The sequence below is a fragment of the Rhizobium sp. AAP116 genome (genome assembly GCF_001295785.1).
Classification (GTDB): Bacteria; Pseudomonadota; Alphaproteobacteria; order Rhizobiales; family Rhizobiaceae; genus Allorhizobium.
The window spans coordinates 1-21,041 of the sequence record NZ_LJIB01000012.1 but is presented as its reverse complement, the minus strand read 5'-3'; the positions used below and the strand labels follow the sequence as shown (position 1 = coordinate 21,041).

18 protein-coding genes are annotated in these 21,041 nt (G+C 61.6%); 17 read left to right on the top strand and 1 reads right to left on the bottom strand.

What is annotated here, in order from left to right; genetic code table 11:
• Positions 1-34 precede the first annotated feature (34 nt).
• The 10 genes from IP85_RS09975 (at position 35) to IP85_RS09930 (ending at position 11,690) form a co-directional block, all read left to right on the top strand.
• Positions 35-982, top strand: a complete 948-nt coding sequence (locus IP85_RS09975; RefSeq protein ID WP_054149538.1) for an ABC transporter permease — start codon at positions 35-37, stop codon at positions 980-982.
• Positions 979-2,778, top strand: coding sequence for a dipeptide/oligopeptide/nickel ABC transporter permease/ATP-binding protein (locus IP85_RS09970; protein WP_054149537.1), 1,800 nt, complete (start codon positions 979-981; stop codon positions 2,776-2,778). Before IP85_RS09975 ends, IP85_RS09970 begins: the two co-directional genes overlap by 4 nt.
• Positions 2,775-3,572 (top strand): ATP-binding cassette domain-containing protein, encoded by a 798-nt coding sequence (locus IP85_RS09965; RefSeq protein WP_054149536.1) that lies wholly within the window; start codon positions 2,775-2,777, stop codon positions 3,570-3,572. The genes IP85_RS09970 and IP85_RS09965 overlap by 4 nt, the downstream gene beginning before the upstream one ends.
• 6 nt (positions 3,573-3,578) lie before the next feature.
• Positions 3,579-4,361: an FCD domain-containing protein gene (locus IP85_RS09960; RefSeq protein ID WP_054149535.1), complete on the top strand. Its 783-nt coding sequence runs from the start codon at positions 3,579-3,581 to the stop codon at positions 4,359-4,361.
• A 155-nt stretch (positions 4,362-4,516) separates the two neighbouring features.
• Positions 4,517-6,298, top strand: coding sequence for an SLC13 family permease (locus IP85_RS09955; protein ID WP_054149534.1), 1,782 nt, complete (start codon positions 4,517-4,519; stop codon positions 6,296-6,298).
• A gap of 11 nt (positions 6,299-6,309) precedes the next feature.
• Positions 6,310-7,773, top strand: coding sequence for an alanine/glycine:cation symporter family protein (locus tag IP85_RS09950; RefSeq protein WP_054149533.1), 1,464 nt, complete (start codon positions 6,310-6,312; stop codon positions 7,771-7,773).
• 209 nt (positions 7,774-7,982) lie between these two features.
• Positions 7,983-8,807 (top strand): aldolase, encoded by an 825-nt coding sequence (locus IP85_RS09945; RefSeq protein ID WP_054149532.1) that lies wholly within the window; start codon positions 7,983-7,985, stop codon positions 8,805-8,807.
• Between the two features lie 25 nt (positions 8,808-8,832).
• The gene (locus tag IP85_RS09940) at positions 8,833-9,972 is read left to right on the top strand and encodes a Gfo/Idh/MocA family oxidoreductase (protein WP_054149531.1); all 1,140 of its coding nucleotides are present in this window, start codon (positions 8,833-8,835) and stop codon (positions 9,970-9,972) included.
• 9 nt (positions 9,973-9,981) lie between these two features.
• Entirely contained in the window at positions 9,982-10,653 is a 672-nt protein-coding gene (locus IP85_RS09935; protein ID WP_054149530.1) for a D-lyxose/D-mannose family sugar isomerase, read from the top strand.
• Positions 10,653-11,690 (top strand): carbohydrate kinase family protein, encoded by a 1,038-nt coding sequence (locus IP85_RS09930; protein ID WP_054149529.1) that lies wholly within the window; start codon positions 10,653-10,655, stop codon positions 11,688-11,690. The genes IP85_RS09935 and IP85_RS09930 overlap by 1 nt, the downstream gene beginning before the upstream one ends.
• A gap of 10 nt (positions 11,691-11,700) precedes the next feature.
• Here the strand turns inward: IP85_RS09930 and IP85_RS09925 are convergent, their stop codons facing one another.
• Positions 11,701-12,726 (bottom strand): LacI family DNA-binding transcriptional regulator, encoded by a 1,026-nt coding sequence (locus IP85_RS09925; RefSeq protein ID WP_054149528.1) that lies wholly within the window; start codon positions 12,724-12,726, stop codon positions 11,701-11,703.
• A 323-nt stretch (positions 12,727-13,049) separates the two neighbouring features.
• Here IP85_RS09925 and IP85_RS09920 point away from each other — a divergent pair, with 323 nt between their 5' ends.
• From IP85_RS09920 to IP85_RS09890, 7 genes are all read left to right on the top strand, one after another.
• Complete coding sequence (locus tag IP85_RS09920; RefSeq protein ID WP_054149527.1) at positions 13,050-14,225, top strand: GNAT family N-acetyltransferase; 1,176 nt, start codon at positions 13,050-13,052, stop codon at positions 14,223-14,225.
• On the top strand, positions 14,222-15,109 hold the full coding sequence (locus tag IP85_RS09915) for a hypothetical protein (RefSeq protein WP_054149526.1): 888 nt from the start codon (positions 14,222-14,224) through the stop codon (positions 15,107-15,109). The genes IP85_RS09920 and IP85_RS09915 overlap by 4 nt, the downstream gene beginning before the upstream one ends.
• An 80-nt stretch (positions 15,110-15,189) precedes the next feature.
• A complete protein-coding gene (locus IP85_RS09910) occupies positions 15,190-16,758 on the top strand; it encodes an AMP-binding protein (RefSeq protein ID WP_054149525.1) in 1,569 nt (522 codons plus the stop codon).
• On the top strand, positions 16,755-18,239 hold the full coding sequence (locus tag IP85_RS09905; protein WP_054149524.1) for a hypothetical protein: 1,485 nt from the start codon (positions 16,755-16,757) through the stop codon (positions 18,237-18,239). Before IP85_RS09910 ends, IP85_RS09905 begins: the two co-directional genes overlap by 4 nt.
• Positions 18,240-18,245: 6 nt before the next feature.
• Positions 18,246-18,497, top strand: coding sequence for an acyl carrier protein (locus tag IP85_RS09900; RefSeq protein WP_054149523.1), 252 nt, complete (start codon positions 18,246-18,248; stop codon positions 18,495-18,497).
• A 162-nt stretch (positions 18,498-18,659) separates the two neighbouring features.
• Positions 18,660-19,751, top strand: coding sequence for a LacI family DNA-binding transcriptional regulator (locus IP85_RS09895; protein WP_236759268.1), 1,092 nt, complete (start codon positions 18,660-18,662; stop codon positions 19,749-19,751).
• A 153-nt stretch (positions 19,752-19,904) separates the two neighbouring features.
• Positions 19,905-21,041, top strand: a 1,137-nt coding sequence (locus IP85_RS09890) for an extracellular solute-binding protein (protein ID WP_054149584.1), incomplete at its 3' end; no start/stop codon positions are given.

Below are 21,041 nucleotides of genomic sequence, written 5' to 3'. Positions count from 1 at the left end.
CCGGCGTCAGCCTTGAACGTTCCCGGAGGTTGCGATGTCGGCCTATATTCTCAAACGTCTGATCGCGCTCGTGCCCGTGCTGTTCGGCCTGTCGATCATCGTCTTCCTGGTGATGGCCCTCATTCCCGGGGATACGGCGACCGCCATTCTTGGCGCCTATGCAACGCCTGAAAATGTCGAGCGGATCAATCGCGACCTCGGTCTCGATCAGCCTCTGTTTCAGCAATACCTGGTCTGGATCGGCAATGTGCTGCAGGGTGATTTCGGCCGCTCCTATGCCCTGAACCGACCCGTGCTGGACGAGGTCCTCGAGCGTTTCGGCGCGACCCTCATCCTTGCCGGCGTCTCTCTCGTCTTGTGCACGGTCATCGGCCTTTTCGCCGGTGTTGTCTCGGCTGTCCGGCAATTCGGATGGGCGGACCGCGCGATCACCTTCTTCGTGCTGGCCGGGATCTCCATGCCATCCTTCTGGCTGGGGCTCCTTCTCATCTACCTCTTCGCGGTCAAGTGGCGCATGCTGCCGGCCTCGGGCATGTATGCCGTCTATGGGGGAGGGGACATCAAGGACCTTCTGCTTCATCTGGTGCTGCCCGCCGTCACGCTGTCGGTCGTCGCGGCAGGCGTGATCGCGCGTCTGACGCGGGGCGCCATGCTGGAAGTGCTTCGGCAGGACTTTGTCCGTACAGCCCGTGCCAAGGGACTATCGGAACGGCGGGTCATCTATGGTCACGCGTTTCGATCGGCACTGGTCAGCATCATTCCGGTGATCGGCATCCAGTCCGGCTTCGTGCTCGGCGGCGCCGTCTATATCGAGACCGTGTTCCAGTGGCCGGGTGTCGGGGCCATGCTGGTGAAGGCCATTTCAAGTCGCGACATCCTGCTGGTCCAGGGCGGTGTGCTCGTCGTTGCCGCGAGCTACGTGCTCTTCAACCTCGTCGCCGACGTTCTCCAATCCATGCTCGACCCGAGGATCCGCACGTGAGTACCGTATCCGAAGTTGCCCAGCCCAAAGTCGCTTCCAGCCGGATCACATCCTGGCGGCTGCTTCTCAACAACCGTCTCGCGGCGGCAGGTCTCGTGCTGATCGGGTTGATCGCTCTCCTGATCCTGCTTGTGCCGATCTTGCCTCTGCCCGATCCCGATGCCACCGCGCCGGCAGAACGGCTGAAGCCGGTTCTGACGGCCGGGCATCTTCTCGGTACGGATCAGCTTGGCCGCGATATCCTGAGCCGGCTTTTGTGGGGCGCGCGTCTGTCCGTCACGGTCGGCTTCACGGCGACGCTGATCGCCGCGCTGATCGGGTCGGTCATCGGCATTGTCGCTGGCTATGTCGGTGGACGCACGGACAATGCCATCATGCGTGGCATCGACATGCTGATGGCCTTTCCCTACATCCTGCTGGCGCTGGCGATCGTTGCCGCGCTCGGGCCGGGCCTGATGAACGCGCTCTATGCCATCGCCATCGTCAACATCCCCTTTTTCGCGCGCAATGTGCGCGGCGTGACGCTCGGATACGCCCATCGCGAATTCGTCGATGCTGCGCGCCTTTCCGGCAAGGGGCACCTGTCCGTCATGTTCACCGAGGTGTTGCCGAACGTGGCGCCGGTCATCGTCATCACGATGTCGACGACGGCCGGCTGGATGATCCTGGAGACGGCGGGCCTCAGCTTCCTCGGTCTGGGCGCGCAGCCGCCCCAAGCCGATCTCGGGTCGATGCTGGGCGAGGGGCGGGCGCAGCTCTTCACCGCTCCGCATGTGTCGATCGTGCCGGGCATCATGATCTTCCTCATCGTCATCAGCCTGAATGTGCTGGGTGATGGCATTCGCGACGTTCTTGATCCGCGCCTGCGCTCCGGCGCGCTTGCGCGCCCGGGGCCTGTCACGGAAATTGCGACCGATCGAAGCGTTCCGGAGAACTCAGCCCAGGACGCTGCTCTTTCCATCGAAGGTCTCGAGACCGGTTTCCGCAGCGGAGACGACATCATTCCGGCCGTGCGTGGGGTTTCCCTGCATGTGAAGCGCGGCGAATGCCTCGGGCTGATCGGTGAAAGCGGATCGGGGAAGAGCGTTACGGCACTATCTGTGATGGGGCTCGTTGCTTCCCCACCGGGCATCATCCAGAGTGGCGCCATCTATGTGGGCAATGAAGACGTGCTGGCGATGCCGCAGACACGATTGATCTCCCTGCGTGGCAGCCGCGTCGCCTATGTATTTCAGGATCCCCTGACCACCCTGCACCCCATGTATCCCGTCGGACGGCAAGTCGAGGAAGCGATCGCCGCGCATCAGTCACTCGGCACACGTGAGCGCCGTGAACGGGCGATTGCGCTGCTTGAAAAGGTTGGCATACCGGAGGCCCGGGAAAGGGCGAAACACTATCCGCATCAGCTTTCGGGCGGCCAGCGCCAGCGTATCGGCATTGCCATGGCGCTTGCCAACGATCCCGATGTGATCATCGCCGATGAGCCGACGACCGCTCTCGACGTCACCGTGCAGGCCCGCATTCTGGAACTCTTGCGTGATCTGCAGCGAGAGCGCGGGATGGCGCTTCTCTTCATCACCCATGATTTCGGCGTCGTGTCGGAGATCTGTGACCGCGTCGCGGTGATGAAGGACGGCGAGATCGTCGAGACCGGAGAAACGAGCACGGTTCTCACCAACCCGCAGCATAACTACACGAAGAGGCTGATCGCCTGCGTGCCCGAGCTCGGGACCGGGGCGCAATTCCTGGAGCGTGTCGCCAGGCTCTTCCCTAAGCAGAACGCGGAGGCGTCATGACGAAGTCTGCGATCCAGGTCCGTGAGCTCACCAAGTCCTTCGGTGGCGGGCGCAGCCTGTTCGGCAAGGAACGGCACGAGGTCAGGGCCGTGAAATCCGTGTCGCTGGATCTTATGCGCGGTGAAACGCTTGCCGTCGTCGGGGAAAGCGGATCGGGAAAGAGCACGCTTGCCCGCATGCTGGTCGGGCTCGAGACGCCGACCTCCGGCAGTATGCTGATCGGGGGCAAGGATGCGGAGGCGCTTCGGCGGGAAGGGCCGCGGGCCTTTGGCAAGACGATCCAGTATGTCTTTCAGGATCCGGTTGCTTCGCTGAACCCGCGCAAGACGATCAGAAACATCCTCGACACGCCGCTCAAGCTGCTCTGCAGATACGAGGCGCCCCGGCGCCGCGAACGGATGAAGGAATTGCTGGACGCGGTGCAGATGCCGGAAAACACGCTCTCGCGCTATCCGCACGAATTTTCCGGCGGGCAAGCACAACGGATCGCGATCGCCCGGGCACTCGCTGCAGAAGCGGAGATCCTGGTGTTCGACGAGCCGGTGAGCGCACTCGACGTAGGTGTGCAGGCACAGGTGCTGCTGCTTCTCAGCGATCTCAAAGCGCGGTTTAACTTGTCCTATCTGTTCATCAGTCATGACCTTGCCGTTGTCGAGGCAATCTGTGACCGCGTTGCAGTCATGTATTTCGGTGAGATTGTCGAGCTTGCACCCGCTGCAAGGCTTTTTGCCGATCCTGAACACGCCTATACAAGGCGGCTCGTGGCCAGTGCGCCTCGCATCAGGAGAGAATGACGCGCGATGACGGATACTGAGGAGAGGGCGAAGACAGGCAGCGAAGACGGTAAGCGCCTGTTTACCCCGGCGGGAAAGCCGAAGCGCCGACCTGACGCCATCGCCGATCTGATGAAGGACTTCATCCGTTTGCAAGGGCTTCAGCCCGGCGATCGTCTACCGCAGGAGCGCGAGTTGATGGACCGCTTCAAGGCCGCCAAGGGTACGGTGCGCGAGGCGATGAAGGCGCTGGAAACCCAGGGCCTGATCTTTACACGCAGCGGCCCCGGCGGCGGTGCCTTCGTCGCCGCTCCCTCCGCCCGGCACGCCATGGAGCTCTTGTCCACCCACTTCTTCTTCAATACGCCCACCCTCTCCGACATCTATGCAATCCGCAAGGCGCTGGAGCCTGAGGTTGCCGCCTCGCTTGCGGGCCTGATTTCGGGCCAGCAACTGGCGCTGCTCGAACGGACGATCCGCCTCTACGATCACCCTCCGGTCGATCCTGACGATCAATATCGTCAACGCGTCGCTGAACTCGATTTCCACTCGCAACTGGCTCAGTTCTGTCCCAACCCGCTTCTCGGGTTTCTCTGCGGCCTGATGCACAATCTGTTGCGCGATCTGCCGCTAGCGAGGCAGATCTATGCCGACCCGGCGCCCAGCTCGCGGGAGGAGGGGCTCTCCTACCAGTACCGGCTCATGGCGGCCATGAAGGACGGACGGACGGAGGATGCGCGCGCGATCGCGGCCGAACACATGGCATTCGCCGAGGCCTATATGCTGGGGCGGGCAAAAACGATCGGATAGTGGCGGGGCAGGCGAGGAGATCGAGCTATGGATTGCACGTGGCACGTGCAAAGTGCAGTGGGTCACTTCGCCTTCGATATTTTTGCGAGCCGGTGGAGCCAGATCGCGTGTCGCGCGTTTATTCCCGCGGTCAGTCGGGGGCTTTTCGAAATAACATGATGCAATTCTTCTCGGGCTACGAGGCTCAGATCTCTCTGGGTCTGGTGATCTTGCTGTTTGGTCTGTTCGTCTGGGAGAAGTATCCCGCAGAGGTGACCGCATCCGCCGGTGCGGCAGTCTTCATCGTGCTCGGCTTCGTGCCGACCGACAAGGCGATGGCGGTGTTTTCGAATTCCGCGCCGCTGACGATCGGAGCGATGTTCGTTCTCACCGGGGCTCTGGTGCGCACGGGTGTCCTGGAACGGGTGGCGGCCGTGGTTCTCGAACGATCGAAGAAACGGCCACGGCTGGCGCTTGCCGTGTTCCTGCTGACGGCACTTGTCGCGTCGGCTTTCATGAACAACACGCCGGTAGTCCTTGTCCTGATCCCGATCGTGATCCGGCTCGCCGCCTCGCTCGACATTGCCGCGACAAGGCTTCTCATTCCCGTGTCCTATGCCGCTATCCTGGGCGGAACCTTGACGCTGATCGGCACGTCTACCAACCTGCTCGTCGATGGTGTCGCGCGCGGGCAGGGCCTCGAGCCCTTTTCGCTTTTCGAAATCACGCCGATCGGTCTCGCGGCAGTCGTAACGGGCATGCTCACCATGCTCGTGCTCGGAAAGTTTCTTTTGCCGGATCGCCGCGAGGAAGGTGGCGAGCTGGATGACCAGGACGACGCCGAATTTCTCTCGGAAATCACCGTGCTCGCAGATGGTCCCTTCACCGAAAAACCGATCGGCGAAATTGCGGAATTCAAGCAGCCGGGCCTGCGCATCGTCGGCCTGCATGCCAATGGCGAGGTGATCCGCAAGGATGTCGAGACCATGACCCTGAAGAAGGGCGATGGGCTGATCATTCTCGCCAGATCGACCGATCTCTTGACTCTGAACGATAAGGAAGGGTTGCGTGTCGGTCAAAGACGCGGAGCCGCGCCCAAGGGCGAGGTCATCGTCGTCGAGGCGGTCGTTGCCCCCGGCCGCTACGGCAATCGGACGCGTCTTTCCAGTCTGACCCTTGGCCGCCGTTTCGGCGTGCGCATCATCGGTGCCCACCGACACCGGCATGTGCCGGGTCCGGACCTTGCCAATGTCCGTCTTCGGCCGGCAGACAAGCTGCTCATCGAGGGTACCGCCGAAGCGCTGGACGAACTCTCGCAGCAGAATGAGCTGATATCCGTCACGCGTTCGTCCGCCCGTGCCTTCAGGCCGACCAAGGCGCCTTTGGCGTTGCTTGCTCTCGGTCTTGTGGTGCTGCTTGCTGCATTCAATGTCATGGACATCGGCATCCTGGCGATGATCGCCGTGCCGGCTATCTTGATCTTGCGCTGTATCGACGCCGATGAAGCCTGGGGCTCGATCGAAGGTGGTATTCTGATCCTGATCTTTGCGATGCTGATTGTGGGGCAGGGATTGCAGGAAACCGGAGCCGTTGCACTGGTTGTTGAAACGGCAATGCCGCTGATGTCGACCGTCTCTCCCTTTGTGCTGGTGCTTCTGGTCTACACGCTGTCGTCGACGCTCACCGAATGCGTGACCAACAACGCGGTGGCCGTCATCTTGACGCCAATCGTCATCGGTCTCGGTCAGCAATTGGGTATTGATCCCAGGGCCCTTGTGGTGGCGGTCATGTTTGGTGCAAGTGCAAGCTTCGCCACGCCGATCGGCTATCAGACGAACACACTGGTCTATGGCGCCGGGAACTACCGCTTCAGCGATTTCGTCAAGATCGGCTTGCCGATGAACATCATCGTGGGCTTGGCGTCCTGCTACGCCATCTATCTTTATTATGGTCTTTGAGGAGTAGACGCATGGATATCATCACCGGATTTTTCGGACTGGTCGAGGATCTCACATGGGGATGGGCTTTGATCCCCATGCTCGTTGTCTTCGGTGTGTTCATCACGGTGATGACTGGGTTCGTGCAGGTCAGGTTCTTCAAGCGAATGTTTCGCGTGCTGTTCGCCAAGAACCAGACCGGCGATCCGAATGCGATCAGCGCACGTGAGGCTCTGCTCGTGTCGGTCGGTGGACGCGTCGGTGGCGGTAACATTGCAGGTGTTGCGGTCGCGATCACGCTCGGAGGGCCGGGTGCGGTCTTCTGGATGTGGGCGATTGCGGTCATCGGCATGGCGACGAGCCTCGTCGAATCGACGCTTGCCCAGCTTTACAAGCGTTCCAACGGTGACGGCACCTATCAGGGCGGGCCTGCCGGCTACATCATCTATGGGCTCGGCGCGAAGCACAAATGGCTGGCCGTGGTCTATGCCGTGTGCCTGATGCTGGCCTTCGCCTTCGGTTTCAACGCCTTCCAGGGCAATACCTTTGCCGGTGCCGTCTATGACAGCCTCGGCGTCGAGCGTGTCTGGAGCGGCATTGGTCTTGCGATCATCACCGGCTTCATCGTCTATGGCGGCATCCGCCGTATCGCGAAGGTCGCCGACGTGATCATTCCGATCATGGCCTTCATCTATATCGGCCTGACACTGCTGGTCATCCTGTCCAACATCACGGAGATTCCGGGCGTCATCTGGTCGATCATTGCCAATGCCTTTGGCCTGGAAGAGGTCGTCGGCGGCGGCTTCGGCGCTGCCCTGGCGCAAGGACTTCGCCGTGGGCTGTTCTCCAACGAGGCCGGCCTCGGATCCACCCCGAACGTTGCGGCGACGGCCGATGTCCGCCACCCTATCAGCCAGGGTATCACCCAGTCCTTCTCGGTGTTCATCGACACCATCGTGATCTGCACCTGCACGGCCTTCATAATCCTGCTCAGCCCCGTCTATCAGCCGGGCGTGGAAGGCATCGACGGCATCGTGCTCACCCAGCAATCGCTGGTCAGCCAGGTCGGCGAGTGGTCGCAGTATTTCCTGACTTTCGCCATCCTGCTCTTTGCCTTCAGTTCGATCATCTACAACTACTATCTCGGTGAGACGGCCCTGAAGGTCATGACCGCACGGCCGGGCGCCTTGCATGTGCTGAGGTTTGCCATCGTCATCGTCGTCTTCCTGGGGGCAACGGCTCCAGGCGCAACGGCGGTCTTCTTCTTCTCCGACCCGCTGATGGGCGTGCTCGCGGTGGTCAACCTCACCGTAATCCTGATGCTCTTCCCCGTCGCCTTGCGGATCCTCGACGATTTCCGCTCGCAGCTGAAGGCCGGTGTGGAGCGGCCGGTCTTTGAGCCGACGGCGTTTCCGGATCTCGATCTTGATCACTCCGCCTGGCCTCATGCGCAAAGAGTGGCGGGACCGAACGGGGGCGCTCTCGCCAAGGCTTGAGCATCTTTGTGGGGCGGCGGCAACGCGGCCCCCGGGAACGTCTCGAAGCGGTTGATGACATTGTCGGCTGATTGAAGCCGCCTCGGTGTTCCGGGGCGGCATCTTTGTGCTTGCCTCGCTGATAGGACCGTTCCCATCATTTCCGTTGACACGCTTTGGGCGCGCTACTAGCCTGTGTGGAAACGTTACCACATCGGGAGGAGATAACGATGAAACAGGCGCGGTTGAACCGCCTTTTCGGCACGTCTGGAAACTGCTTCGACGTGGCCATCGATCACGGCATGTTCAATGAACGCACGTTTCTCGCCGGTATCGAGAACATGCGCAAAGCCATCGAGGTCATCGCTGCGGCGGCCCCCGACGCAATCCAGCTGCCGCCGGGCACCGCCCCCATGCTGCAATCGATCCCTGGCAAGGCCCGCCCAGCCCTGGTGCTGCGCACCGACATCGCGAACATCTACGGCAATCCGCTTCCAAGCGCCCTCTTCTCGGAAGTCATCGACCGCCCGGTCGAACAGGCAATCGCGCTTGATGCAGCCTGCGTCGTGGTCAATCTGCTGATGCTGCCGAACCAGCCGGAGGTCTATCGGGCCTGCGTGCGCAACGTGAACAGCCTGAAGCGCGAATGCGAGATCTACGGCATGCCGCTGATGGTCGAGCCGCTGGTGATGCAGGACAATTCCAAGGGCGCCTATATGGTCGATGGCGCGATCGACAAGATCCTGCCGCTGGTCCGCCAGGCTGCCGAACTCGGCGCGGACATCATCAAGGCCGACCCCTGTGACGACGTGGCAGAATACCATCGGGTGATCGAGATCGCTCAGGGGCTGCCGGTGCTCGCGCGCGGCGGGGGCAGGGTCTCCGATGAGGAAATTCTATCGCGTACCAGGGTGCTGATGGAACAGGGAGCCCGCGGCATCGTCTACGGCCGCAATGTCATCCAGCATGCCAATCCGGGCGGCATGACGCGGGCGCTGATGGCGATCGTGCATGACGGCGTAACGGCAGAGGAAGCGTCGCGCCATCTCGCCTGAGATTGCGTGACGGGAGGAGGACCCCATGAAGACCTTTCGTTTCGGCGTCATCGGCTGCGGCCTGATGGGGCGCGAATTTGCCAGCGCTGCAGCCCGCTGGATGCATCTGACTGACGCCAAGGCGAGGCCGGAAATCGTCGCCGTCTGTGACACCAACACGGAGCTGATGGCGTGGTTCCAGACCCACGTTCCCTCCGTTCGACAGGCAACCACTGACTACCGCGAACTTCTCGCCAATCCGGAGGTCGACGCCATCTACTGCGCCGTTCCGCATGTGCTGCACGCCGAGTTTTACACCGACATCATCAAGGCAGGAAAACATCTGCTGGGTGAAAAGCCCTTCGGGATGGACCTGGCGCAGAACAGGGCGATCATGGCCGTTCTTGCCGAGCATCCGGAAAGCATCGTCCGCTGCTCATCGGAAATGCCTTTCTTCCCCGGCGCGCAGAAGGTCATTGCTATGGCGGCGAGTGGCGAGATGGGCGACATTCTCGAAGTCGAAGCCGGCTTTCTGCATTCTTCCGACATCGATCCCAACAAGCCGATCAACTGGAAGCGCATGGAGCATGTCAACGGCGCCTATGGCTGCATGGGGGATCTGGGCATGCATGTGCTGCATGTTCCCTTGAGGCTTGGCTGGCGGCCGGAAACGTTGCATGCCAACCTCGTCAAGCGGATCACCGAGCGGCCGGATGGCAAGGGCAACAGGGTACCCTGCACCACCTGGGACAATGCGACTATCAGCAGCCGCGTGCGCACCGCTGACCAGGATTTCCCTCTGGTTTTCAAGACATGGCGCATCGCACCGGGCGAATCCAACACCTGGTACATCCGCATCCTCGGCATGAAGAAGAGCGCCTTCTTCTCGACCAAGCAGCCGCGCCAGTGGCAGTGGATGGATTACCAGGGCAGCACCCAGTCCTGGAACACGGAAGACCTTGGCTATGGCTCTGTCTTCCCCGCCATCACAGGCAAGATCTTCGAATTCGGCTTCGCCGATGCGATCCAGCAAATGTGGGCGGCCTTCGTCGACGAATTGGCGGGTGGCACTGCGAATGGCTTCCCCTGTGCAAGCCCCGCGGAAGCGGCTGCCCATCACGCCGTGCTGACGGCCGCGCTGCAATCCGGTCTGGAAAACCGGGTCGTTTCTGTCGACTACGATTGAGGTGGGACCATGCGACGCTCCGAGATCAACGAAGCCCTGCGGTTTGCCATCGGGATGCTCGAGACCTGGCGCTGGTCCCTGCCTGTCTGGGGGCAATGGGGCGCTGCCGACTTTGCAGCCCATCCCGAGGCCTCGCGCTATCTGGCCAGCCGACAGCTCGGCTGGGACGTTACCGACTTTGGCTCCGGCCGCTTTGTCGAGCAGGGGCTCGTGCTCTTTTGCCTGCGCAACGGCATCCTCGGCATGGAGGGCGAGCGCAGCTATGCGGAGAAGCTGCTCTTCATCCAGGAAGGCCAGTTGACCCCGGCCCATCTGCACAAGGCGAAGCAGGAAGACATCATCAACCGGGCGGGTGGCGATCTCGTCATCGAATTCTGTGCGGCTGATGCGACGGGCAAGGTCACCGAATCCGAGGTCTCTGTCCTTGTCGACGGCATCGAGCAGCGTCTCCAGACCTGGGAGCCTCTTGTCCTGCATGCTGGCCAGAGCGTAACGATCCCTACGGGTCTCTATCACCGCTTCTATGGCACGAAGGGCAAGGGCCCGGTGCTGGTCGGCGAGGTCAGCCAGGTCAACGACGACAGGACCGACAACTATTTCCTCGAACCCATCGGCCGTTTCGCCGAGATCGAGGAGGATGAGCCACCGCTGAGACCTCTCTGGAACGAGGGGACTGTCTGATGAGAGCCGGGGAGGAGGTTCAAATCAGACACGACACCGGAACGGCTGGTGGCATCGTCTGCGTCGGCAACTTTATCGTCGATCGTATCCACACCCTGTCCTACTGGCCGGAACAGGGCAGCCTCGCGCATATTCTGCACCAGGACATGGGCGTCGGCGGCGGTGCGGCCAATGTGGTGACCGACCTTGCTTCGCTTGGGTTCAAGGGACGACTTTCGGTGGCGGGTGCGGTGGGGGACGATCGGGACGGCGCCTATGTCCGGGATCGTCACGCGGCCCTCGGTATCGATGTTGCCGGTCTCCGTGTTCTTGATGGCCAGGCGACTGCACATACCCATGTCATGAACGTGCCCGGCCAAAGCCGCACCTTCTTCTATCACGGCGGCTCCAACGACCTGCTGACGGACGATCTTATCGACCCTGCTGCCTTTGCAGCCAGAGGACACAGGATCTTCTATCTTGGCTATCTCATGCTCCTGCCGGCTCTCGACCGGAAGGATGCAAGCGGCTCTTCCGGGGCGGCGCGGCTTTTGAAGGCGGCACGCGAAGCGGGGCTGACGACTTGCGTCGATTTCGTCTCCAGCGAGGACCCTGCCTTTGCCGATCAGGTCGCCGTTGCACTACCCCATTGCGATTATGTGATCGTCAACGAGACCGAAGCCGGACGCGCAACGGGTGTGGCCGTCCGCGACAAGTCGGGCACTCTGCTGCTGTCAGCTGTGGAAGAGGCTGGTCAGCGGCTTCTGGACGGCGGGGTGGCGCAAGGCGTCGTCATTCATGCGCCGGAGCTCTCCATCTGGCTTTCGCCCGACAAGGCCCCGGTTGTCACGCCTGCACTTGCCGTCGATCCGGCCGCCATCGTCAGCCCCGTGGGGGCCGGAGATGCCTTCTGCGCGGCGGTGCTCTACGGTCTGCACGAGGGCTGGCCGATCCAGACCATTTCGGCTGTCGCCCATCGCGCGGCCGTCCATTGTCTCGGCGGCGCGACTGCTACCGACGGCATACCCGACATGTCGGTCCTGCTCGCCGAAATCTGAACGACTGCAATCAGATGTCTGCAGGGGCCGGCCCGGTCGATTCCCGGATGATGAGGTCAACGGGCATGCGCGTGAGCGAGGCGGGCCGGCGTTCCAGATCCTGCCTGTGGTCCTGCAGGCGCTCTTCGAGCCTGCGGGTCGCTTCGAGTGCGACCGCGCGGATCGGCTGGGCGACCGTTGTCAGCCGTGGCAGGACATAGGCTGCCTCCGGCAGGTCGTCGAAGCCGATAACGGAGCAATCGTCCGGCACGATGCGGCCGCTGTCGCGGACGGCGTGGATCGCTGCAATGGCTGCGATGTCCGTGGTTCCGATGATCGCGGTGATGTCGGTGTGATCTTGCAGAACGGATTGCGCCAGCGCGTAGGTGGCGGCGAAGCTGTGATCCTCGCCGATCGCTTCGATGGCCGGTGCAAGTCCATGTTCGCGCAGCACGGCCCGAATGCCTTGCATGCGAAGCCGGATCGGCTGGCTGTGTCCCGGCGCCCCGACGACCGCGATCTTCTGATGGCCGAGATCCACAAGGTGCCGGGTCATCATGCGTCCGCCTTCCACATGATCGGCCATCACGGTATCGTCTGATATGCCGACGAGTTCGCGGTCGATCGCGATGACCGGGATTCCGGAACCAACCAGCGGCTGGAGATGTGCCGTGCCGCCATAGGCGCTGGCGACAATGACACCCTCCACTCTTTGTGCGCGCAGCATCGCGACATAGCGTGCCTCGTGCTCTTCGTTTTCCGCCGAACTGCAGATCAGGGTGTGGTAGCCGCGTTCGAAAAGTTCGCGCTCGATGGTGTTTGCAAGAATGCCGAAGAAGGGGACATCGATGGAGGGCAGCATCAGGCCGATCATTCGGCTCGCTTCGCCGCGCAGCATGCGAGCGCCCTTGCTGGGCGCATAGTTGAGGTCCCTGATCGCGGCTTCGACGCGCTGGCGCACCTCTGGCGAGACATAGCCACTGTTGTTCAGGACGCGCGAGACTGATGATACCGACGTTTCGGCAACCTTCGCGATCGTCCTGATACTGGCAGCCATTCCGGTATTCCCGCATCCGTTATGGTGATCGGAGTACGCAGAATTGCGGGCCCCGGCAAGTCGCGATTGTATCGTCGGCCAAGACTACCAGAGAGGGGCGCTCGCCTCGTCTTCGAGTATGGTGTCTCTCCAGCTATTGCTTGGGGGCCGCACCGGTGTCTCAAAGAGCGTTTGCCTGATCATTCCCTTCCGGCCGTATCTGTCATGCTACATCGTCCCTTTGCTTTGCAAAGAGAGGCGCATTTTACTTAAGATTCACGATAATTCCGAACGTTCGCTTGCCGTTAATCTGCCTTTCGTGGCTGTTTGGTAGGGATCGGTGCATGGTTATTGCAAGCGATCCACGTCTGACTGAGGCAGGCCACGCCGATGCGGGGGCAGAAACGTCGTTCGTCGTCGAGGCCGTGACGGAAGCCTTCTTCCAGTCCGCTGACTATGCGGCCCTGCATGCGCGCTCGAATGCGTCGGCTTTCCAGCATCCGCTCTGGCTCCAGGCTTTCCACCGTCATCTTGCCCCGTCGCGGGGCGCGCAAGGCGTGACGCTCGTGGGACGGCCGGGACCCGGCAAGCCTCCGTGTTTCGTTCTGCCGATGATAGCCCGGAAGCTCTCCGGCGTAACGATCCTTGAAAGTGCGGATCTCGGCGTCAGTGACTACGCGGCGCCGCTGGTTGATCCTGACTGGTGGGAGCGACAGCATGATCATGCTGCGGTTCGCGCCTGTGTTGCCGCTGCCTTTCCATCACATGACATCTTGCGGGTGAAGCCGATCCGCGATGAGCATCTGGCCCTCTGGCAGGCGTTCCTGCCGGGAAGCACGAAGACACTTGGATTTTCCGCCCATGCCACTTCGCTCGTAGCGTCGGTAGAGCATTGGCGAGAGCAGGCGCTGACCGACAGTTTCGCACGCTATCTTGCCCGCAAACGCAAGCGCTTCTTCAAGACGGAAGGGGCAAGGCTTGTTGTCGTTCAGGGAGAGCAGGCGATCGCTCATGCGATGGAGCGGCTGGCTCAGCTGCGCGAGGGCCGTTTCGAGCAGGACGTGATTGCCGCGCCCGCAGCGCGAGCCTTCTACAGCGCCGTTGCGCAATCCGGGGAGCAGGCAGGTTTTGCCCGCGTCTATGCGCTCGAACTGGGCGGCGAGGCGATCGGTTATACCTTCTGTCTCGCGTTTGGCGGACGGCTCCACTACCTGCTGATCGGCTGCGATTACCAGGCCCATGGGCGTCATTCGCCGGGTCTTCTGCTCTATGATGGGATGATCGGCGACTGGATCGAGGCCGGTGGCGAGATCTTCGACTTCACCATTGGCGATGAGCCCTTCAAGGCAGATTTCGGCACGGTGGCCACCCCCCTTCATGTGTTGACGCATACGCCGACCGTGCGCGGCGCATTGGCGCTGGCCGCGATGCGTTGGCGCGAGCGGTGGCGCGAGGCTTCTGCTGCCACAACCACGACACCTTTTGCCCGCCGCCAGACATCCGGGGAGGACAATGGATGAACGCGCGCCCAGCATTCCTCGAGAATTCGGTCATCGTTGCAGCGCATCCGGACGATGAACTGCTGTGGTTCAATGCCATTCTGCACGACGTCGATGAGGTGATCGTCGTCTACAGGGATTTCTGGGCCCAGCCGGGGCTCGGCGAAAAGCGAGCTGCCGCTCTTGCCGATTTTCCCCGCGCGGGCGTCAGCTGCCTGAATATCGCGGAATCCGGTGCGGCTGGCTGCGCAAATTGGGATGACCCGCGAGAAAGCCCGGATGGTCTCGTCCTCAGCTTCGAAAGCCAGCGACGGGAACTGACGCGCATGTCGCGCCTCGCGCTTGGCAAGGTCGGCATGGGTGAGCGGCGCGTGGCCGAATATAGTGTGCTGACGGCCTATCAGAACAACTTCGTGAAGATACAAACCTTGCTGCGGGAGCGCCTGCGTCCGGGCATGAATGTTTTCACACACAATCCCTGGGGCGAATATGGACACGAGGAACATGTCCAGCTCTTCCGCGTGCTCCAAGGGCTGAGGGATGAGATCGGCTTCAATCTCTGGATGTCGAATTATTGCACCAATCGGTCTCTGCCTCTGGCGATGCGATACTTCCAGACATCTCCCGGACAGCCGATCCGTCTGCCGACCAACAAGGCATTCGCGGAAGAGGTGGCCTCTGTCTACAAGAGGCATGATTGCTGGACCTGGGCGGACGATTGGCAATGGTTCGATGACGAGTGGTATCTGCCGGCACCCCGTCAGGGCGCGACGCCACAGCCACATCAGCACCTGTTTCCGCTCAATCTTTTCACCATCGATGTCGCGCAGAAGCGACCCTGGCTCTCGATGGCCGTCGGCTCGGCTGCGGCGGCCTCGGCGCTCATGGTTGCCGCCGACTTCTAGCTGTGCGCGGAAGGGTAACGATCAACGCCGGCAGAATAACAAACGTCAGTGACACGGGCTTAATCTTGAACGGTGTTCCAGTGCAAACAACGCATGAAAACTTCAACATCGCCGCACCCTTCTGGCAAGGCGCGCATGCTCATCCCGGTGCGACTGCCCTGGTCGTTGCGCGGCGCGAGTTTACCTATGAGGCCCTCGCGCAAAAGGTTGCGCGCCTCGCCGGCCATCTGGCGCCGCGTTTGAAGCAACGGCGCGTCGGGATTTTCGCCACCCGAAGCCTCGAGGGTTATGTCGGCATACTCGGCGCCTGCATGGCGGGTGCGACCTATGTGCCGCTTAACCAGAAATGGCCGCCGGAGCGGCTGGTCACGCTGCTGGGGCTGCTCGAGCTCGATGCGCTGATCGTCGATCGCAATGGGATCGGCCTTCTGACGCCGGAGGTGCTGGCTGCCGCGCCCGCCATCATCATCGGACCGGAGCAGGCCGATATGCCGGCAACGGCGGATGCCGCGATCACGCCGCTCGACGCCCTGACTGACCCGCCGCTTGGCGAACCCGCGATAGTGGGGCCGGATCATGAGGCCTATATCATCTTCACCTCCGGCACGACCGGGCTTCCCAAGGGCGTGGTGATCTCGGCCGCTTCTCTTGCGTCCTATCTGGTGCAGGCGCGCCCATGGACGACGCTTGGGAAAGAAGACCGGGTCGCCGAAGCGCATGACCTTACCTTCGACCTCAGTGTCCACAATCTGTTCCTGACACTGGAATCGGGCGCCGCACTGCATGTGATGTCGGCGCTTGAGCTATCGGCACCGCAGCATTTCATTCGCAGCCATGGCATCACGGCTTGGATGTCGGTGCCGACGATCGTCAACATGATGCGTACGGCGGGTTCACTGAAGCCCGGACTGTTCGAGACGATTCGTCTGTCGGTCTTTTGCGGCGAGCCGCTGCCGGGCGTGACGGTCGAGGCCTGGAAGGTTGCCGCGCCGAACAGCGCCATCGAGAACATCTATGGGCCGACGGAATGCACCGTCGTGATGCTCAGGCAAAGCGTGGGTGCCGAGATGCCGCTTACGCCAGGGCGCGGGGTGGTGGCGATCGGCACACCCTTCAGCGACGGCAAGATCGCCATCCTCGGTCCTGACCTGCAGCCGGTGGCCCCGGGTGTGCCGGGAGAAATCGTGCTGGGCGGGCCGCAAGTCGGCATTGGCTATTTTGCGTCGCCGGAACAGACGGCGGACCGTTTCCGCGACATGAATGGTGAGCGCTGGTACCTGACGGGGGACCTCGGCCTGTGCGATGCCGAGGGCATCTACCACCATCTTGGCCGGACGGATAACCAGGTCAAGGTCAAGGGTAACCGGATCGAGCTGGAAGAGGTCGAGGCGCATCTGCGGCTGGCGGCGGACAGCACGGTCGTTGCGGTCGTGGCCTGGCCTCATGTCGATGGCGCTTCCACCGGACTGGTCGGATTCGTCGCCGGCAGCGATGAAACGGCTGCATCGATCCAGGCGAAGATGTTGCGGTCGCTGCCGCGCTACATGGTCCCGGAAGCCATTCATCTCCAGGATACGCTACCCGTCAACATCAACGGCAAGGTGGATCGGCGCGCATTGCGTGACATCCTTGAAGGGGGCGCGTCTTGAGCATCGTTTTCGAGCAAGAGCCACTTCGCCCGCTCAGCCGCCTCATGCAGTGGCGGCGTGCCTGGTTGACGATCGACGCCAATCCAGCGGCGCGCAACTTTGCCGGGACCATCCGCGGGCTGCTTCTGATACACGGGCTTTTCCTCGCGGCTCTTGCCGTGAGCCTGCAGATCAGTCTGTCGGCACTTGCACTGATCGGATTGACCCTTCTTGCTGCCGCGCGCTGGCCAGAGCGCCGGCTCACCATTCTGATCACGTCGAGCCTGGTCTTCCTGTTGCTCCGGCCCTTCCGAACCGCTGACATGAACACGCTTGTCGTCGACTTGGCTGCGGTGGTCGGGAACGGCGTGTCCGTGCCTCCGCTCGCCCTCCAGGTGTTCGGTGTCGTCCTTTTCCTCGGTTTTGCGCAGCTCATGATCGCAGGCCAGCGCATGAGCAGCGGCATCTGGTCCCGCCGTCCTGTGTTGGTGCAGCTTGTCGGCTTCCTCGCGGTGCTTGCTGTTGCCGCCTTCGTGCCGCCGGGGGACTACGGGCATGCCATGCTCTGGGCTTTCCTCGCTGTCTGGGCATCCTGCTTCTGGTTTCTCGCCTATGCGGCCGTTGACCTGAAGGCCAAGGCTGCAGCACCGGACGGCGTGCGGGCGCTCTACATGCGTCCGGTCTGGGGCGGTGACGTCGCGCCGTTCGGCAAGGGCCTGTCCTTCCTCAAGCGCTTCGAAGCAAAGGATGACGACGCCCTGGCGGTGACGCGTCTGAAGGCACTGAAACTCGCCGTCTGGACGGCCATTCTCAGCTGGACTGCGCTTGCGGCCACGACACTGTTTCATGAGATGCTGGGTGTGCCGAAACTCGGCTTCATGATCCTCAATCCGCAGGATACTGCGGCCATGCCCCTTGGCCTGCAATGGGCAGGTTTGATCGTCAACTACGGTGTGGATCTGCTGATCATTGCGGCCTGGGGCCATGCGATTGTCGCCGTGGCGCGGATGATGGGTTACAATATTCCGCGCAACACCGTGAACCCGCTGGCATCCCGCTCGATCGCCGAGTTCTGGAACCGCTACTACTATTACTTCAAAGAGGTTCTGGTCGATTTCTTCTTCTATCCGGCCTTCATGCGCTGGTTCAAGACATCGCCACGCCTGCGGATCGCGTTCGCGACCTTCTGTGCGGCCGGATTCGGCAATTTCCTCTACCATCTGATCTTCGTCTCCCATGTCTTCGCAGACGGGACGCCGTTCGACGAACTCGATCGTTTTGCAACGCTGGCCTTTTATGTCGGTCTGCTCTCGGCGGGCCTGATCATCTCGCAGATCTGGGGCCGCAAGACCTCGCCGACGGATGGCTTCTGGCGTCACGATGTTCTGCCCCGGATCAATGTGGCGCTGTTCTTCTGCTTTCTGAAAATCTTCGACAGCGTGTGGCTCGAAGGCCAGCTGTCGGATCGCTTCCACTTTCTGTTTGGCCTGTTTGGAGTTTGACCTGCCATGACCGTCGACAAGATTGCATCCATCCGTGCTCGTGTTCAGGGACTGCTCGAAGAGCGCGGCGACAGGCAGCCGCTTCTGGATACGGATTCGCTCTTCTTCAGCGGACGGCTGGATTCGCTCGCGGCCACGCATCTGATGATGCTGCTCGAGGAGACTTTCGGGATCGATCTGGCTGCTGCCGATTTCGACGTGACCCGTCTCGACAGTCTCGCCGAGATCGAAGCCTTTGTCAGCGAGACGCAAGGATAAGGCTTCACGGCGGATAAGATTTCCCGGCAATCCACGTCGTCGTGTCTCGTCAGGACGGCGCTCTGCATAGGTCCGGTCCGTCTTCAAGGAAGTGCTTGTATCGATCTCCGCAGTGGCCTAGTAAATATTTTCCTGAGGTTTACTGGTTTCCTTGGGAAACAGGTGGAGGAGGGACAGGCCGCCGTGGTGACGATCAAGGAAATCGCGAAGGCCGTCGGCGTTTCGTCGGGGACCGTCTCCCGTGTCTTGAACTACGACCAGACGCTGTCGGTCTCCGAGGCCAAGCGGCAGGCGATCATCGAAACGGCCGAAGCGCTGAACTATGCGACGCCACGCGCGCGCAAGAGCGCTCATCTTCCTCCGCTCAATATTCCGATGGCCAGCCATGCGGACGTGTCGGCGCATGTCGCCATCGTTCACTTCCTGGCGCCGCAGGAGGAGCTGGTCGATCCCTATTATGTCGGTGTGCGGCTCGGCATCGAGGCCCGCTGCCGCGAGTACAAGATCGAGATCGCACGGGTGTTCAATCCCGATGTGCCCGTCGATCTTGCGCTGTTGACGGGTATCTCCGCAGCGATCGTGGTCGGGCATCATCCCAAGGCCGAGATCGAGGCGATGGCCAAGGTCTGTCCGCATCTGATCATGGCCGACTACAATCCGCGCATGCCGCAATTCGACTGCGTTCGCGCTGATCTGGGCGAGGCGACGACAACTATCCTCGACAGTCTGGAACAGGCGGGATATCGCCGGATCGGCTTTGTCGGCGGCTACGAACTGATGGACAATGATGCGCTGATGCATGGGGAGCAGCGCTGCAAGGCCTTCATCGAATGGCACGAGGCGCGCGGGAGCTACCAGCCCGAGCTCATGGCGCTTGGCCAGAGCGAGCGCTTCGGCCAGAACCTCCGGCTTGAGACCGGCTACCAGCAGGCGAAATCGCTGCTCGCACTCGATACGCCTCCCGATGCCATCGTTGCGGCGAACGACAATATGGCGATCGGTACCTACAGGGCCATCCAGGAGGCCGGGATGTCCATACCGGATGATGTCGCTGTGGTGGCCTTCAACGACATTCCTGTTGCGCAATTTCTCAACCCGCCGCTGTCGACCATGCGCATTCCCGGCGAGCTGATCGGCGAAGTGGCTGTCGACCTGCTTGTCGAGCGGCTGAACGGGCGCGACTATTCCAAGCACGTCACCCTGCCGACCGAAATGGTCTGGCGCGGCAGTGCGAGAAAGCCTGTGCGCACTTAAGTCTTCGTGGAAAGGTTGTGAGATCCTCGTGACTTACCGCAGCGCACAAAATATTTAGTAAAAATTTTCTTGGCTGTCTTCCGATTTTCAGGAATAGTGACCGTGAGGCAGGGGATGGAGCTGCCGCGTTCAACGACACAATGGGAGGAAGACATGGATTATTCTCGCGCATTCAAGCGCTCGATTTCGGCCACCGTCGCCGGCGCAGCACTTCTCTGCAGCACCGCCGCCTTTGCCGGCGAAGTCACCATCTGGTGCTGGGACCCGAACTTCAACGTCGCAATCATGAAGGAAGCGGCGGCGCGCTATACCGCGAAGAACCCCGACACGACCTTCAATATCGTCGACTTCGCCAAGGCCGATGTCGAGCAGAAGCTGCAGACGGGTCTGGCTTCCGGCATGACTGACACGCTGCCGGATATCGTGCTGATTGAGGACTACGGCGCGCAGAAATATCTGCAGTCCTTCCCCGGCTCCTTTGCCGCCCTGACTGACAAGATCGACTATTCCGGCTTTGCCAAATACAAGGTCGACCTGATGACGCTCGAAGGTCAGGTCTACGGCGTTCCCTTCGATTCCGGCGTGACCGGCCTTTACTATCGCACTGATTATCTTGAGCAGGCCGGCTACAAGGCCTCCGATATGGAGAACCTGACCTGGGACCGCTTCATCGAGATCGGCAAGGACGTGAAGGCCAAGACCGGCCATGAGATGATGGCGCTCGACTCGAATGACGGCGGCCTGATCCGCATCATGATGCAGTCCGGCGGCCAGTGGTATTTCAACGAGGACGGCAGCCTCAACATCACCGGCAATGCTGCGCTGAAGGCCGCACTCGAAACCCAGGCCCGCATCGTCAACGAAGGCGTTGCCAAGCCAACCAGCGGCTGGAATGACGGCATCAGCGCTCTGACTTCGGGCGATGTGGCCTCGGTTCTGATGGGCGTCTGGATTACCGGCACCGTCAAGTCGCAGGCCGACCAGGCCGGCAAGTGGGCGCTGACCGCGATCCCGAAGCTCAATATCGAGGGTGCGACGGCTGCGTCGAACCTTGGCGGTTCGAGCTGGTATGTGCTGGAAGCCTCCGCCGAGAAGGATGAGGCGATCGACTTCCTCAATGAGATCTATGCCAAGGACCTCGATTTCTACCAGAAGATCCTGACCGAACGTGGCGCCGTGGGCTCGCTGCTCGCTGCCCGCGCCGGTGAAGCCTATCAAAAGCCCGACGAGTTCTTCGGCGGCCAGACGGTCTGGCAGAACTTTGCCGATTGGCTCGTGCAGGGACCTGCC